This window comes from Pseudomonas sp. MYb13, from assembly GCF_002980075.1.
In the GTDB taxonomy this organism is placed as follows: Bacteria; Pseudomonadota; Gammaproteobacteria; order Pseudomonadales; family Pseudomonadaceae; genus Aquipseudomonas; species Aquipseudomonas lurida.
Genome location: NZ_PCQI01000013.1, coordinates 37,835 through 54,009, shown reverse-complemented (window position 1 = coordinate 54,009; position 16,175 = coordinate 37,835). Strand labels below are relative to the sequence as shown.

The window sequence follows — 16,175 nt, the reverse complement described above, 5'->3', positions numbered from 1 at the left end:
CTTCTTCCCAGGCAGCTATAAAAGAAGGGCGAAGTATACCCGAGCGTCCTGGCTGGCGGATCGCTATAATCGGCGGCTTTGTTCATGAGTGCGGAGTAAGGGATGCGCGATCGACTGTTGGCAGCGGAGAAGGTGAAGGCCATCGATTGGCGTGATGGCGCGCTGTACCTGCTCGATCAGCGTGCCCTGCCGTCCCGGGAAAGCTGGGTGGCCTGTGTGACGGTCGATGACGTGGCGGCGGCCATCCGTTCGATGGTGGTGCGCGGGGCACCGGCCATTGGCATCAGCGCCGCGTACGGCCTGGTGCTGGCTGCCCGCGAGCGGATCGCCGAGGGCGGTGACTGGCAGGCCGCCTGGGAGGAAGACTACGCACTGTTAGCCGATACCCGTCCCACTGCGTCGAACCTGTTCTGGGCGTTGAAGCGCATGCGCGACCGGCTCGACCGCGTCAAGAAGCACGCGGACCCGCTGTCGGTGCTGGAAGCCGAGGCGATTGCGATCCACGAAAGTGATCGCGAAGCCAACCTGACCATGGCGCAGCTGGGCGTCGAACTGATCCGCAAGCACCAGGGCAACGCCCAGGCCATCCTCACCCATGGCAATGCAGGCGCCTTGGCGACCGGCGGCGTCGGTACGGCGCTGGGGGTGATTCGCGCGGCCTACCTGGAAGGCATGGTCGAGCAGGTTTACGCCAATGAAACCCGGCCGTGGCTGCAAGGTTCGCGGCTGACCGCCTGGGAGCTGGCGGGCGAGGGCATCCCGGTGACGGTGAATGCCGACTCGGCCGGCGCGCACATCCTCAAGACCAAGGGCGTGACCTGGGTGATCGTCGGCGCCGATTGCATTGCCGCCAATGGTGATGTGATCGGCAAGATCGGCACCTACCAGTTGGCGGTGTGCGCCATGCACCACGGTGTGCGTTTCATGGTGGTGGCGCCGAGCTCGACCCTGGACATGATGATCGCCACCGGCGATGACGTCGCCCTGGAAGAGCGCGATGCCGGTGAGTTGCTGGACGTGCCGGGACAGCGCCTCGAGGTGGCGGCGTTCAACCCGGTATTCGATGTCACGCCGGCTGACCTGATTGATGTGATCGTCACCGAAAAAGGCGTTGTCGAGCGGCCGGATACGGCCAAGCTGGCCAAGTTGATGTGCCGCAAGCGCTTGCATTGAGGGGCTTGGCGCTTGTGACTTTGCTATCGCAGGCAAGCCAACGCCCACACTTGGATGTGTGAACACTGTCCAAGTGTGGGGGCAGGTTCGCCCGCGATTGGCCATTTAAGTCAATAAAAACCTTGGAACCACGCCCGAAAAATAGCACCACCCCACTTCTGAGCCCCTCTCGTCGCCCTCAAGCCTGTCATCCGTCAACTTACTATGCTCCATGCGCATCAGGGGGATAGGTGCGTGGCGGCGATTGTGATAACATCCGGCGGTTTCCAGGGTTGCCCCGAGGGGTGGCCTATAACGTGCAGATCCGTGTCATAACTCGTTGATTTGTCGTAAGTCGTTGTCAGGCACTTTGCCGGCAGCGGCGAGCTTCGTTCGTCCCATATGGATGTGACGAGGTTTCACCCGAAAAAGGAATCAGGCTTCTCATGGGCGAACTGGCCAAAGAAATCCTCCCGGTCAATATCGAAGACGAGCTGAAACAGTCCTACCTCGACTACGCGATGAGCGTAATTGTCGGTCGGGCACTGCCTGATGCGCGCGATGGCTTGAAGCCCGTGCACCGGCGTGTGCTGTTCGCGATGAGCGAGCTGGGTAACGACTGGAACAAGCCGTACAAGAAATCTGCCCGTGTTGTCGGTGACGTGATCGGTAAGTATCACCCTCACGGCGACACTGCGGTGTACGACACCATCGTTCGGATGGCCCAGCCGTTTTCCCTGCGCTACCTGCTGGTAGACGGCCAGGGCAACTTCGGTTCGGTCGACGGCGACAACGCCGCGGCCATGCGATACACCGAAGTGCGCATGACCAAGCTGGCGCACGAGCTGCTGGCCGACCTGCACAAAGAAACCGTGGACTGGGTGCCGAACTACGACGGCACCGAAATGATCCCGGCCGTCATGCCGACCAAGATCCCCAACCTGCTGGTCAACGGTTCCAGCGGTATCGCCGTGGGCATGGCGACCAACATCCCGCCGCACAACCTCGGTGAAGTCATCGACGGTTGCCTGGCCCTCATCGACAACCCCGAGCTGACGGTCGATGAGCTGATGCAATACATCCCCGGTCCGGACTTCCCGACCGCCGCGATCATCAACGGTCGCGCCGGCATCATCGAAGCCTACCGCACCGGTCGCGGCCGCATTTACATGCGCGCCCGCTCGATCATCGAAGACATCGACAAGGTCGGTGGCCGCCAGCAGATCGTCATCACCGAGCTCCCGTACCAGCTGAACAAGGCGCGTCTGATCGAGAAGATCGCCGAGCTGGTCAAAGAGAAGAAGCTCGAAGGCATCACCGAGCTGCGCGACGAGTCCGACAAAGACGGCATGCGCGTGGTGATCGAGCTGCGTCGTGGCGAAGTGCCCGAGGTGATCCTCAACAACCTCTACGCCCAGACCCAGCTGCAAAGCGTGTTTGGTATCAACGTGGTTGCACTGATCGACGGCCGCCCGCGCATCCTGAACCTCAAGGACCTGCTGGAAGCCTTCGTGCGTCACCGCCGCGAAGTGGTCACCCGCCGCACCGTGTTCGAACTGCGCAAGGCCCGCGAGCGCGGCCATATCCTGGAAGGCCAGGCGGTTGCGCTGTCGAACATCGACCCGGTGATCGCCCTCATCAAGGCGTCGCCTACCCCGTCGGAAGCCAAAGAGGCGCTGATCAGCACCCCTTGGGAATCCAGCGCCGTGGTGGCCATGGTTGAACGTGCCGGCGCCGACTCGTGCCGTCCGGAGACCCTGGACCCACAATACGGTCTGCGCGAAGGCAAGTACTTCCTGTCGCCGGAACAGGCCCAGGCCATCCTGGAACTGCGCCTGCACCGCCTCACCGGCCTGGAGCACGAGAAGCTGCTGGCCGAGTACCAGGAGATCCTCAACCAGATCGGCGAGTTGATCCGCATCCTCAGCAGCGCCGTGCGCCTGATGGAAGTGATCCGCGAAGAACTGGAAGTGATCCGCGCCGAGTACGGCGACGTGCGCCGCACCGAGATCCTCGATGCGCGCCTCGACCTGACCCTGGGTGACATGATCCCGGAAGAAGAGCGTGTGGTGACCATCTCCCACGGTGGCTACGCCAAGACCCAGCCCCTGGCTGCGTACCAGGCCCAGCGTCGTGGTGGTAAAGGTAAATCGGCTACTGGCGTGAAGGATGAGGACTACATCGCTCACCTGCTGGTCGCCAACAGCCACACCACGCTGCTGCTGTTCTCCAGCAAAGGCAAGGTGTACTGGCTGAAAACCTACGAAATCCCGGAAGCGTCCCGTGCCGCCCGTGGTCGTCCGCTGGTCAACCTGCTGCCGCTGGACAGTGATGAATACATCACCACCATGCTGCCGGTCGAGGAATACACCGAAGGTCACTTCATCTTCATGGCCACCGCCAAAGGCACCGTGAAGAAGACCCCGCTGGAATCCTTCAGTCGTCAGCGCAGCGTGGGCCTGATCGCCCTGGAGCTGGACGAAGGCGACGTGCTGATCTCCGCTGCCATTACCGATGGCGAGCGTGAAGTCATGCTGTTCTCCGACGGCGGCAAGGTCACGCGCTTCAAGGAATCCGACGTTCGCGCCATGGGCCGTACCGCTCGCGGTGTGCGCGGCATGCGCCTGCCAGAAGGGCAGAAGCTGATTTCGATGCTGATCCCGGAAGAAGGCAGCCAGATCCTCACCGCTTCCGAACGCGGTTATGGCAAGCGCACCGCCATCAGCGAGTTCCCGGAGTACAAGCGTGGCGGCCAGGGCGTTATTGCCATGGTCAGCAACGACCGCAATGGCCGTCTGGTCGGCGCGGTCCAGGTGCTCGATGGCGAGGAGATCATGCTGATTTCCGACCAGGGCACTTTGGTACGTACCCGTGTGGCTGAAGTGTCGAGCCTGGGCCGTAACACCCAGGGCGTGACCCTGATCAAGCTGGCCAAGGACGAGAAGCTGGTCGGCCTGGAGCGTGTCCAGGAGCCGTCGGAAGTCGAAGGCGAAGAGCTGGAAGGCGAGGAATTCGAAGGCGAGGTGATCGCAGCAGGCGATGACAACGTCGACGAGCCAACCCTCGACGCTGCCGCAGACGAAGAAGAACCGCAGGAATAAGCGGACACACAGGGGGCGGATGAAGATTCGCCCCCTTGTTGTTTGTCCCTTGTGAAATAACACGTCCTTTGGCTGGACGCGGTCAATGTGGGAGCTGGCTTGCCTGCGATGGCAGCGCCGCGGTATCACTGCGCTACCGAGGTGCCCTTATCGCAGGCAAGCCAGCTCCCACAAGGGTTCGCTCCAGAGAAAGGATGTTGCCGAACATGATTGCAGCCCCACCAGATCAGAGTGAGATTGGATGTGAGCAAGAGAGCCTATAACTTCTGTGCCGGTCCCGCGGCGCTTCCTGAAGCAGTCCTGCAGCGCGCGCAGGGTGAACTCCTCGACTGGCATGGAAAAGGCCTCTCCGTGATGGAAATGAGCCATCGCAGCGATGAGTTCGTGTCCATTGCCACCAAGGCCGAGCAGGATCTGCGCGACTTGCTGGACATCCCATCCAACTACAAAGTGTTGTTCCTGCAAGGCGGCGCCAGCCAGCAGTTCGCCCAGCTGCCGCTGAACCTGTTGCCGGAAGATGGCACCGCCGACTACATCGACACCGGTATCTGGGGCCAGAAGGCCATTGAAGAGGCCTCCCGCTACGGCCACGTCAATGTGGCGGGCACCGCCAAGCCTTATGACTACTTCGCTATTCCAGGCCAGAACGAGTGGAAGCTGTCCAAGGACGCTGCCTACGTGCACTACGTCGCGAACGAAACCATCGGCGGCCTGGAATTCGACTGGGTACCGGAAGTGGGCGACGTCCCGCTGGTGTGCGACATGTCCTCGGACATCCTCTCGCGCCCGATCGACGTGTCCAAGTACGGCATGATCTACGCCGGCGCGCAGAAGAACATCGGCCCGAGCGGCATCCTGGTCAACATCATCCGCGAAGACCTGCTCGGTCGTGCCCGTTCGCTCTGCCCGACCATGCTCAACTACAAGGTCGCGGCCGATAACGGCTCGATGTACAACACCCCGCCGGCGTTCGCCTGGTACTTGTCCGGCCTGGTCTTCGAGTGGCTGAAAGAGCAGGGCGGCGTAGCGGCCATGGGCAAGCTGAACGAAGAGAAGAAGCGCACCCTGTACGACTTCATCGACGCCAGCGGCCTGTACAGCAACCCGATCAACCTGAGCGACCGCTCGTGGATGAACGTGCCGTTCCGCCTGGCTGACGATCGCCTGGACAAGCCATTCCTGGCCGGTGCCGACGAGCGCGGCCTGCTGAACCTCAAGGGCCATCGTTCGGTCGGTGGCATGCGCGCCTCCATCTACAACGCTGTCGACATCAACGCCATCAAGGCGCTGGTTGCCTACATGGCAGAGTTCGAAAAGGAACACGGCTAATGTCTGAGCAAGAACTCAAGGCCCTGCGTGTACGCATTGACAGCCTGGACGAGAAAGTCCTGGAGCTGATCAGTGAGCGCGCGCGGTGCGCCCAGGAAGTGGCACGGGTGAAAATGGCGTCCCTGGCGGAAGGCGAAGTGCCGGTGTTCTACCGCCCCGAGCGTGAAGCCCAGGTGCTCAAGCGCGTGATGGAGCGCAACAAAGGCCCGTTGGGCAACGAAGAGATGGCGCGGTTGTTTCGTGAAATCATGTCCTCGTGCCTGGCCCTTGAGCAGCCGCTGAAAGTCGCCTATCTCGGCCCTGAAGGCACCTTCACCCAAGCGGCGGCCATGAAGCACTTCGGCCACGCGGTGATCAGCAAGCCCATGGCGGCGATCGATGAAGTGTTCCGTGAAGTCGCGGCCGGTGCGGTGAACTTTGGCGTGGTGCCGGTGGAAAACTCCACCGAAGGCGCGGTCAACCACACGCTGGACAGTTTCCTCGAACACGACATGGTGATCTGTGGCGAAGTCGAGCTGCGCATCCACCATCACCTGCTGGTGGGCGAGAACACCAAGACCGACAGCATCAGCCGCATCTACTCCCACGCCCAGTCCCTGGCCCAGTGCCGCAAGTGGCTGGATGCGCACTACCCGAATGTCGAGCGCGTGGCGGTCTCCAGCAACGCCGAGGCGGCCAAGCGGGTCAAGGGTGAGTGGAATTCGGCAGCCATCGCCGGTGACATGGCCGCGGGCCTTTACGGCCTGACGCGCCTGGCCGAGAAAATCGAGGACCGCCCGGACAACTCCACGCGCTTCCTGATGATCGGCAGCCAGGAAGTGCCGCCGACCGGCGACGACAAGACCTCGATCATCGTCTCCATGAGCAACAAGCCCGGCGCGCTGCATGAGCTGCTGGTGCCGTTCCACGATAACGGGATTGACCTGACGCGCATCGAGACACGTCCTTCGCGCAGCGGTAAATGGACGTACGTGTTCTTTATCGACTTCATCGGCCACCACCGCGACCCACTGGTCAAGGGCGTGCTCGAGAAAATCAGTCAGGAAGCCGTGGCACTCAAGGTGCTGGGCTCTTACCCGAAAGCGGTTTTGTGAGGCTTTAACATGAGTGGCAACTTCCTCGCCCTGGCCCAGCCGGGCGTGCAACAACTGTCGCCTTACGTTCCGGGCAAGCCTGTGGACGAGCTGGCGCGTGAGTTGAACCTGGATCCTTCCAAGATCGTCAAGTTGGCGAGTAACGAGAACCCGCTGGGCCCTAGCCCCAAAGTCTTGGCGGCGATCCGTGAGGAATTGGCCGAGCTGACCCGCTACCCCGATGGCAACGGCTTTGCGCTCAAGTCCCTGCTGGCGCGCAAGTGCCGGGTCGAACTGAACCAGGTGACCTTGGGTAACGGCTCCAACGACATCCTTGAGCTGGTCGGTCGTGCCTACCTGGCGCCGGGCTTGAACGCGGTGTTCAGCGAGCACGCGTTTGCGGTCTATCCGATCGTGACCCAGGCTGTCGGCGCCGACGCGCGCGTCATTCCTGCGAAGGACTGGGGCCATGACCTGCCGGCCATGCTGGCGGCCATCGACGCACAGACCCGCGTGGTGTTTATCGCCAACCCGAACAACCCGACCGGCACCTGGTTCGATGCCCAGGCGTTGGACGACTTCCTGCAAGACGTGCCGGAGCACGTGCTGGTGGTGCTGGACGAGGCCTACATCGAGTATGCCGAGGGCAGCGACCTGCCGGACGGCCTCGATTTCCTGGCGGCGTACCCCAACTTGCTGGTCTCGCGCACCTTCTCCAAGGCCTATGGCCTGGCGTCGCTGCGCGTCGGCTATGGCCTGTCCACTGCGGTGGTCGCCGATGTGCTGAACCGCGTGCGCCAGCCGTTCAACGTCAACAGCCTCGCCCTGGCCGCGGCCTGTGCGGCGGTGAAGGATGCCGAGTACCTGGAAGAGGGCCGTCGCCTCAACGAAAGCGGCATGCTGCAGTTGCAGGACGGTTTCCGTGAGCTGGGCCTGGGCTGGATTCCGTCCAAGGGCAACTTCATCTGCGTCGACCTCGGCCAAGAGGCTGCCCCGGTATTCCAGGGCCTGTTGCGCGAAGGCGTGATCGTGCGTCCGGTAGCCAACTACGGCATGCCGAACCACCTGCGTATCACCATCGGTTTGCCGGCTGAAAACAGCCGCTTCCTGGAGGCGTTGGCCAAGGTCCTGGCTCGTGGTTGATGTCACTGCATTGCAACCTGCTGTGCCTATGATCGGTCGCCTGGTGGTGGTCGGCCTGGGGTTGATCGGCGGATCCTTCGCCAAAGGCCTGCGTGAAAGCGGGTTGTGTGGCGAAGTGGTTGGCGTGGACCTGGACCCGCAATCGCGCACGTTGGCGGTTGAGTTGGGGGTTGTGGATCGCTGTGAGGCGGACCTGGCGCTCGCGTGCCAGGGCGCTGATGTGATCCAGCTGGCCGTGCCGATCCTGGCCATGGAGAAATTGCTGGCCGTGTTGGCGGGCATGGACCTGGGCCAGGCGATCCTGACGGATGTCGGCAGTGCCAAGGGCAATGTGGTGCGCGCGGCGCAACAGGCGTTTGGCGGTATGCCAGCGCGTTTCGTGCCGGGCCATCCGATCGCCGGTTCCGAGCAGAGCGGGGTGGAGGCGTCGAATGCGCAGCTGTTCCGTCGTCACAAAGTGATCCTGACACCGCTGGAGCAAACCGATCCGGCGGCCTTGGCGGTGGTGGATCGCTTGTGGCGTGAGCTGGGTGCGGATGTCGAGCACATGCAGGTTGAGCGTCACGACGAAGTGCTGGCCGCGACCAGCCATCTGCCGCATTTGCTGGCATTTGGCCTGGTGGATTCCCTGGCCAAGCGCAACGAGAACCTCGAGATTTTCCGTTACGCCGCCGGTGGCTTCCGCGACTTCACGCGGATTGCCGGCAGCGACCCGGTGATGTGGCACGACATCTTCCTCGCCAATCGCGAAGCGGTGTTGCGCACCCTGGACACCTTCCGCAGCGACCTCGACGCCTTGCGCGACGCGGTTGATGCCGGCGATGGCCATCAATTATTGGGCGTGTTCACCCGTGCGCGGGTGGCGCGTGAGCATTTCAGCAAGATCCTGGCGCGCCGGGCCTACATGGAAACTGCTGTGAGCACCGATGACCTGACCTTCCTCGCCAACCCGGGCGGCCGCTTGAGCGGACGCATGCGGGTGCCGGGCGACAAGTCGATCTCCCATCGGTCGATCATGCTGGGTTCGTTGGCCGAGGGCGTGACCGAGGTCGAGGGTTTCCTCGAAGGTGAAGACGCCCTGGCGACCTTGCAGGCGTTTCGCGACATGGGCGTGGTCATCGAAGGCCCGCACCATGGACGCGTGACCATCCATGGCGTGGGCTTGCATGGCTTGAAGCCAGCGCCGGGGCCTATCTATCTCGGTAATTCGGGCACCTCCATGCGCCTGCTGTCGGGCCTACTGGCCGCGCAGCGCTTCGACAGCGTGCTGACGGGCGACGCTTCGCTGTCCAAGCGCCCGATGAACCGCGTCGCCAAGCCGCTGCAGGAAATGGGCGCAGTGATCGAGACGGGGCCGCAAGGGCGCCCGCCGCTGACGATCCGTGGCGGCCAATCCTTGAAAGGCCTGACCTACGCCATGCCGATGGCCAGTGCCCAGGTCAAATCCTGCCTGTTGCTGGCGGGGTTGTATGCCGAGGGCAAGACTGCGGTGATCGAGCCTGCGCCGACCCGAGACCACACCGAGCGCATGTTGCGCGGTTTTGGTTATCCGGTCGCGGTGGAGGGGGCGACGGCTTCGCTGGAGTCGGGCCATACCTTGACCGCTACCCATATAGAGGTGCCAGGGGACATTTCCTCGTCGGCGTTCTTCCTGGTGGCCGCTTCGATCGCCGAGGGCTCCGAGTTGTTGCTGGAGCATGTAGGTGTCAATCCGACGCGTACGGGTGTCATCGATATCCTGCGCCTGATGGGGGCGGACATCACCCTGCAAAACCAGCGCGAAGTCGGCGGCGAGCCGGTTGCCGACCTACGGGTGCGCGCGGCGAAGCTGAAAGGGATCGACATTCCCGAAGCACTGGTGCCGTTGGCAATCGATGAGTTCCCGGTGCTGTTCATCGCAGCAGCCTGTGCCGAGGGGCGTACCGTGTTGCGAGGCGCACAAGAGCTGCGCGTGAAGGAATCCGACCGCATCCAGGTCATGGCCGACGGTCTGCTGGCGTTGGGCGTGAAGTGTGAACCGACCCCCGATGGGATTATCATTGACGGTGGCCTGATGGGCGGTGGTGAGGTCCATGCCCATGGCGATCACCGGATTGCCATGGCGTTCAGCGTTGCTTCCCTGCGGGCGGCGGCGCCGATTCGTATCCGTGACTGCGCCAATGTTGCTACGTCTTTTCCGAACTTTCTTACACTGTGTGCCCAAGTCGGCATCCGTGTTGCCCAAGAGGCTCAATTGTGAATATCAAAGCACCGGTGATTACCATCGACGGGCCAAGTGGCTCGGGCAAAGGCACGATCGCCGGCATCCTGGCCAAGCGCCTGGGCTGGTGCCTGCTGGATTCGGGCGCGTTGTACCGCTTGCTGGCATTTGCCGCTCGCAACCATGGCGTCGACCTGACCAACGAAGAATCCCTGAAGCTGCTGGCAGCGCACCTCGACGTGCAGTTCGTCGGCGCGACGGAAGGTCATCCCCAGCGCATCATCCTCGAAGGGGACGATGTGACGGATGACCTGCGTAATGAACAAGTTGGCTCCTGGGCTTCCCAGGTTGCCGCGCTGCCGGCCGTGCGCGATGCGCTGCTGCAGCGTCAGCGGGCTTTCCAGGAGCCGCCGGGGCTGGTGGCCGATGGCCGTGACATGGGGACCGTAGTGTTTCCCGACGCGCCATTGAAGATTTTCCTGACCGCCAGCGCCGAGGAGCGAGCTCGCCGCCGTTACTTGCAGTTGAAGGGCAAAGTCGATGGTGTTAGTCTGTCGAGTCTGCTAGATGAGATCCGTGCACGCGATGAGCGTGATACCCAGCGCGCAGTAGCCCCGCTCAAGCCGGCGGCTGATGCCATACAGCTGGATTCCACGGAGCTGTCCATCGAGCAGGTGCTGGAACGCATCATGAGCGAGATCGCCATTCGCGATATCGCCGGGTGACCAAGAAGGCCGCAGGGGACCAGTCATAGTCCTGTGGTGCTTCTTTTAATTGAAACTGACCCATACCGTCTGGGGTGTGGAGATGGGCGTATTCTTCGCCCTTATCAACAGGAATTAAAATGAGCGAAAGCTTTGCGGAACTCTTTGAAGAAAGCCTAAAAACCCTGAACCTTCAGGCAGGCTCCATCATCACCGGTGTTATCGTTGATATCGATTACCAAGCTCGCTGGGTAACCGTTCACGCTGGTCTGAAGTCTGAAGCTCTGATCCCGCTGGAACAGTTCTACAACGATGCTGGTGACCTGACTATCAATGTCGGTGACGAAGTTCACGTTGCTCTGGACTCGGTTGAAGACGGTTTCGGTGAAACCAAGCTGTCCCGTGAAAAAGCCAAGCGCGCTGAATGCTGGATTGTTCTCGAAGCAGCCTTCGCAGCTGAAGAAGTGGTCAAGGGCGTTATCAACGGTAAGGTTAAAGGCGGCTTCACTGTCGACGTTAACGGCATCCGTGCGTTCCTGCCAGGTTCTTTGGTCGACGTTCGTCCAGTGCGCGACACCACGCACCTGGAAGGCAAAGAACTCGAATTCAAGGTCATCAAGCTCGACCAGAAACGCAACAACGTTGTCGTTTCCCGTCGCAGCGTCCTGGAAGCAGAGAACTCCGCCGAGCGTGAAGCTCTGCTGGAATCCCTGCAGGAAGGCCAACAAGTCAAAGGTATCGTCAAAAACCTCACCGACTACGGCGCATTCGTCGACCTGGGTGGCGTGGATGGCCTGCTGCACATTACCGACATGGCTTGGAAGCGTATCAAGCATCCTTCCGAAATCGTCAACGTTGGCGACGAGATCGATGTCAAGGTTCTGAAATACGATCGCGAGCGCAACCGTGTTTCCCTGGGCCTGAAGCAACTGGGTGAAGATCCATGGGTTGCTATCAAAGCTCGTTACCCAGAAAGCACTCGCGTGACCGCGCGTGTTACCAACCTGACCGACTACGGCTGCTTCGCTGAGCTGGAAGAAGGCGTGGAAGGCCTGGTACACGTTTCCGAAATGGACTGGACCAACAAGAACATCCACCCTTCGAAAGTCGTACAAGTCGGCGACGAAGTGGAAGTTATGGTTCTGGACATCGACGAAGAGCGTCGTCGTATCTCCCTGGGCATCAAGCAGTGCAAATCTAACCCATGGGAAGATTTCTCTGGCCAGTTCAACAAGGGCGATAAAATCTCCGGCACCATCAAGTCGATCACCGATTTCGGTATCTTCATTGGTCTGGACGGCGGCATCGACGGCCTGGTTCACCTGTCCGACATCTCCTGGAACGAAGTGGGCGAAGAAGCTGTTCGTCGTTTCAAGAAGGGCGACGAGCTGGACACCGTTATCCTGTCGGTTGACCCAGAGCGTGAGCGTATCTCCCTGGGCATCAAGCAACTGGAAAGCGACCCGTTCTCTGAATACGTTCAGGACAACGACAAAGGCGCAATCGTTAAGGGCACTGTGAAAGAAGTTGACGCTAAAGGCGCCATCATCACTCTGGCCGACGATATCGAAGCGACTCTGAAAGCCTCCGAAATCAGCCGTGACCGCGTTGAAGACGCGCGCAACGTTCTGAAAGAAGGCCAGGAAGTAGAAGCCAAGATCATCAGCGTTGACCGCAAGAGCCGCGTAATCCAGCTCTCCATCAAGTCGAAAGACGATGCTGAAGAGAAAGAAGCAATCCAGAGCCTGCGCGACAAGCCAGCTACCTCTGAAATTGCTGCTGGTCCTACCACTCTGGGCGACCTGCTGCGTGCACAAATGGAAAAACAGAACTAAGTTCTGTCAGACCATAGAAAAAGGGCGACTTCGGTCGCCCTTTTTTGTGCCTGAAATTTATTGAATCAACAACCGAGAACCAGGGCGTATAGCTCACTGTCAGAACTGACTATAGTCTTAACAAAAACGCGTTCAGCGTGGTTGCTTCAATAAGGATATGAATGAACAGGCTTATCGTAATAATCGCAGTGCTCATGCTCGCGGGCTGCTCTGCCACCAGCGCCAAGACCCACGCCAAGCGCGGCGTCAGCGGCATTGAGGTCGATTGCTCAGGGCTGGGTAACAAGTGGGAGAAGTGCGAGAAGCGAGCGGCCCGCGAATGCAAGATGCAGGGCTACAAGGTCATCACCCGGTCCAGCGACGCCAAGGACGAGGAGGGTGACTATCCTTTCGGCTGGAACCCCGCCGGTGCGGTAACGCGAACCATGCTGGTGATCTGTAATTGACGATGGAATCGGCCTATAGCGGGTTGTCATCTATCCTGCAGATAAGTTGTCGAGCGGGCTGTTCAAATTCATCAAGTCATGCTAAAACCTTCGAAGCGCTTTTCCTAGCTGCTTGAAAAAGAAGGGAAAAATATGACGAAGTCGGAGTTGATCGAACGAATTGTCACCCATCAAGGGCTGCTCTCATCCAAGGATGTGGAGCTGGCTATCAAGACCATGCTCGAGCAAATGTCCCAATGCCTGGCGACCGGGGATCGGATTGAGATCCGCGGGTTTGGCAGCTTCTCGCTGCACTACCGCGCACCGCGAGTGGGGCGCAACCCTAAGACTGGGCAGTCGGTGAGTCTGGATGGGAAGTTTGTGCCTCATTTCAAGCCGGGGAAGGAATTGCGGGATCGGGTGAATGAGGATGAGGAAGAGGGCGTCTGATTTTTTGAGGAGGGAGAACGCTATGCATGGGATTAAGCGCGTTGTTACTGTGCTGATAATGCTGGTTATTGCGTTGGTGGTGTTAGCATTTGTCTTGGAGAACCAGCAGGACGTCTCTCTCTCGTTCCTGGGGTTTGGTACGGGACAGGTGCCAGTCTCAGTGTTTGTGGTAGTGGCGTTGGTGATTGGAATGCTGGTTGGGCCGTTGTTAACGGTTTTGGTACGCCATCGGCGGCGTAGGTCGATCGCCGCTGGACGGAGTTAAACAATCGAGTTTGCTGGAGATCGATAAGTGGGCTGCATGAGTATTTATCAGTAAGTGCCGTTTTTTGTCTATGTGATTGTTTTCGGATTTCGTCGAGGGTCAAGTAAATTTGGGATTGCTAACGTCCGCTGGCTCGTTTAATCATCTTTCCTACCTTCCCCATCCTTCCTGAATGCTGCTGCTCCCCAATCATGAATGCTTGATCGCTACAAGTAGATGCTGATCGTCTTTGGCGCTGATAGATTGTGGCTCAGGCAGACATGCATTGGCCCAGTGATTTTCATCCAGAAGAAAAGACACCCGGCGAGTGCCGGGCGTGGTTACAAATTTTTCAGTTGGTAGAGGGATGCAGTAATTGCTTTAGTCTCGGGGCAAGTATCGTTTGCCCTACGTACAGGGACGCTGAAGGGGTCAGATGACCGTAGTCCACCGCCATTAGCGACTGTCCATCATCGACCTTGGCCAGGCAGGCCATGCCTTCACATACAGCACTGATAACAGAAATGTAGTCGATCACTCTCGGATCGAGTTTTTCTTTGAGGAGTGCGTCAGATTTGAGGATCCGTTGATCCAGTCCCTGATCTATGATTTGACTGTCAGCAGAGTTCCAGTGACGCTTAGTGATCACCAATGGCAATGACGGTTGCCATTGGGGTACTGGCCCGACCAGAACTATCTTCTTAACTCCCAATGTCTTGAGATGTATAGCGATTTCATTCCAATCCGTAAGCTCGTGAGCGTTCTGTTGAGCCATTACCACTATCTCAGGCTGGATCCGAGCAATCTCCTCTAATGCGAAGGCATTGGATGCATTACACATAGCTTGGAACGCCACAGGAGACTTATTTTGGCCGAGGGTCGCTCCGCAAGCAGATGAGGTGACTTGATAGAAAGAAACATCGGCAGGTAAATTGCTACGAATTCCGAATGACAGCGCTTCTGCGTGCGAATCTCCCCAAAGAAAAACTCCACCCATCCCCTTCTTTTCAGTGCAAGAAGCGTCGATATTTTTTGCACCGGTAGCGGCAAAGACCTCATAAGAATTGCATTTAAGCCAGTATGCCTCACCAAGATTTTTATGCAGCGCTGCATAACTGTCCACGAATTTTGTTTTTTCAGTGATGCTCTCACCTCGTATATTCGAATTAAGTCCATCGGATTTAAAAACGAAAACACTGAGCAACACGAGACTTACGAAACCTCCACACCAAGCCAAAGAACGCGCGCCGCTCTTAGCTTTACCCCTCTTGCGCTCAATCAATGCATAGGAGGCATAACCGAATACCAGTGAAATAACGACACCTATCAACTCACTGGAAAAACCATTGAGCTGCCCCGAATAAGTCATATAGACCATGACAGGCCAGTGCCAAATGTAAATCGAGTACGAGTACAAGCCTACGCGCTGAGACACCCAGTTGCCGGTCAGCCGAGAATTCTGTCTATTGGCGAGGATTACCATTAGTGTTCCGATGACCGGCATGAGTGCGTAATAGCCGGGCCAGGCCACAGTTTTCGATATCACGATGTAACCAGACAGGATCAGCGCTAACCCCGCCCATTCGAGAATACGGCTTTTGGCCCTGTCCAGCGCGAGAGGGAACAGGAACGCTAGCCCGCCGGCGCATAGCTCCCAGGCACGGGCTTTCAGTAAGTAAAACGCTTGATCAGGATACCGTGGAGAAAGTATGAGCGAGTAAATGAAACCAATCAAAACCGCCGACAGCAACAGCCAACGGATAGCCCTGATTCCAAATAATTTACTGAGGGCCAGTAGCATGATTGGGTAGATAATATAGAACTGCCATTCGACAGAAAGCGACCACGTGTGAAGCAGCCAATTCTCATTAGTGCTTGCGGCAAAATATCCGACGTCCTTCAGGTAAACAGTATTCGAGTAAAATCCAAGGCTACTATAAACGTGTTGCGCCAATTGCTTATATTCAGTTGCTAATAAGTTAAACCAGCCAAACACCATTAACGCAAGACACATAACAGCGAGGACGGGAATGATGCGTTTAGCCCGTGCAGTATAGAAACGAACCAGGCTGAAATCATTGCTGCTCAGCCCACGACAAATGATCGCCGTCATTAGATAGCCAGAGATAACAAAAAACACATCGACCCCAGCAAATCCGCCCGGTAACCATGACGCATTAAAGTGGTAAATAACGACGGCCAGTACAGCTAGCGCTCTTAAACCATTTATGTCTTTTCTAAAATCCATTATTCGCTATCCGGTAACTGTTATTTTCACGAAGTGCATGGTCTGGTATTTCGGCGCTGATGGCGATTCCCGAAGCCTTCGCGGGGCGAGATATTACAGTATTTCTTTCTACCTGAGCCTTGTACTTATCAACGTTCCAACGCTTGACTTCTTTGGCTTTTTCTTTTGCTTCTTACGCAGCGTACGCCTTGCCTTTCTTTCCGATGTCACACTCACCTTAGAGCTCCAACCGATGAGGGTGAATACCCGCTCCACAGCGTTAACCAGGTAT

At 58.7% G+C, this 16,175-nt stretch carries 12 protein-coding genes; 11 read left to right on the top strand and 1 reads right to left on the bottom strand.

Annotated elements, in window-relative coordinates; translation table 11 throughout:
• Window positions 1–102 precede the first annotated feature (102 nt).
• The 11 genes from mtnA to CQ002_RS21025 all read left to right on the top strand — a co-directional run bounded on the left by mtnA (window position 103) and on the right by CQ002_RS21025 (window position 13,677).
• Window positions 103–1,173 carry an S-methyl-5-thioribose-1-phosphate isomerase gene (gene mtnA, locus CQ002_RS21075; protein WP_034102633.1) on the top strand — a complete coding sequence of 357 codons (1,071 nt, stop codon included), beginning with the start codon at window positions 103–105 and terminating at the stop codon, window positions 1,171–1,173.
• 425 nt (window positions 1,174–1,598) lie between these two features.
• On the top strand, window positions 1,599–4,253 hold the full coding sequence (gene gyrA, locus CQ002_RS21070) for a DNA gyrase subunit A (RefSeq protein WP_010211963.1): 2,655 nt from the start codon (window positions 1,599–1,601) through the stop codon (window positions 4,251–4,253).
• A gap of 243 nt (window positions 4,254–4,496) precedes the next feature.
• A complete protein-coding gene (gene serC, locus CQ002_RS21065) occupies window positions 4,497–5,582 on the top strand; it encodes a 3-phosphoserine/phosphohydroxythreonine transaminase (protein WP_034102635.1) in 1,086 nt (361 codons plus the stop codon).
• A complete protein-coding gene (pheA, locus tag CQ002_RS21060; protein WP_003172650.1) occupies window positions 5,582–6,676 on the top strand; it encodes a prephenate dehydratase in 1,095 nt (364 codons plus the stop codon). Before serC ends, pheA begins: the two co-directional genes overlap by 1 nt.
• Window positions 6,677–6,685: 9 nt before the next feature.
• Window positions 6,686–7,798, top strand: a complete 1,113-nt coding sequence (hisC, locus tag CQ002_RS21055) for a histidinol-phosphate transaminase (protein ID WP_034102638.1) — start codon at window positions 6,686–6,688, stop codon at window positions 7,796–7,798.
• A gap of 28 nt (window positions 7,799–7,826) precedes the next feature.
• The gene (locus tag CQ002_RS21050) at window positions 7,827–10,037 is read left to right on the top strand and encodes a bifunctional prephenate dehydrogenase/3-phosphoshikimate 1-carboxyvinyltransferase (protein WP_234010470.1); all 2,211 of its coding nucleotides are present in this window, start codon (window positions 7,827–7,829) and stop codon (window positions 10,035–10,037) included.
• The gene (gene cmk, locus CQ002_RS21045) at window positions 10,034–10,723 is read left to right on the top strand and encodes a (d)CMP kinase (RefSeq protein ID WP_034102642.1); all 690 of its coding nucleotides are present in this window, start codon (window positions 10,034–10,036) and stop codon (window positions 10,721–10,723) included. The genes CQ002_RS21050 and cmk overlap by 4 nt, the downstream gene beginning before the upstream one ends.
• A 119-nt stretch (window positions 10,724–10,842) precedes the next feature.
• Window positions 10,843–12,537, top strand: a complete 1,695-nt coding sequence (gene rpsA / locus CQ002_RS21040; protein ID WP_034102645.1) for a 30S ribosomal protein S1 — start codon at window positions 10,843–10,845, stop codon at window positions 12,535–12,537.
• 161 nt (window positions 12,538–12,698) lie between these two features.
• Window positions 12,699–12,983: a hypothetical protein gene (locus tag CQ002_RS21035; RefSeq protein WP_098466071.1), complete on the top strand. Its 285-nt coding sequence runs from the start codon at window positions 12,699–12,701 to the stop codon at window positions 12,981–12,983.
• 132 nt (window positions 12,984–13,115) lie between these two features.
• Complete coding sequence (ihfB, locus tag CQ002_RS21030; RefSeq protein ID WP_003218804.1) at window positions 13,116–13,412, top strand: integration host factor subunit beta; 297 nt, start codon at window positions 13,116–13,118, stop codon at window positions 13,410–13,412.
• Window positions 13,413–13,434: 22 nt separating this feature from the next.
• Window positions 13,435–13,677 carry a lipopolysaccharide assembly protein LapA domain-containing protein gene (locus CQ002_RS21025; protein ID WP_105163107.1) on the top strand — a complete coding sequence of 81 codons (243 nt, stop codon included), beginning with the start codon at window positions 13,435–13,437 and terminating at the stop codon, window positions 13,675–13,677.
• Between the two features lie 331 nt (window positions 13,678–14,008).
• On the opposite strand, the gene CQ002_RS21020 is transcribed toward CQ002_RS21025, so the two are convergent.
• Window positions 14,009–15,904: an acyltransferase family protein gene (locus CQ002_RS21020; RefSeq protein WP_105161844.1), complete on the bottom strand. Its 1,896-nt coding sequence runs from the start codon at window positions 15,902–15,904 to the stop codon at window positions 14,009–14,011.
• Window positions 15,905–16,175 lie beyond the last annotated feature (271 nt).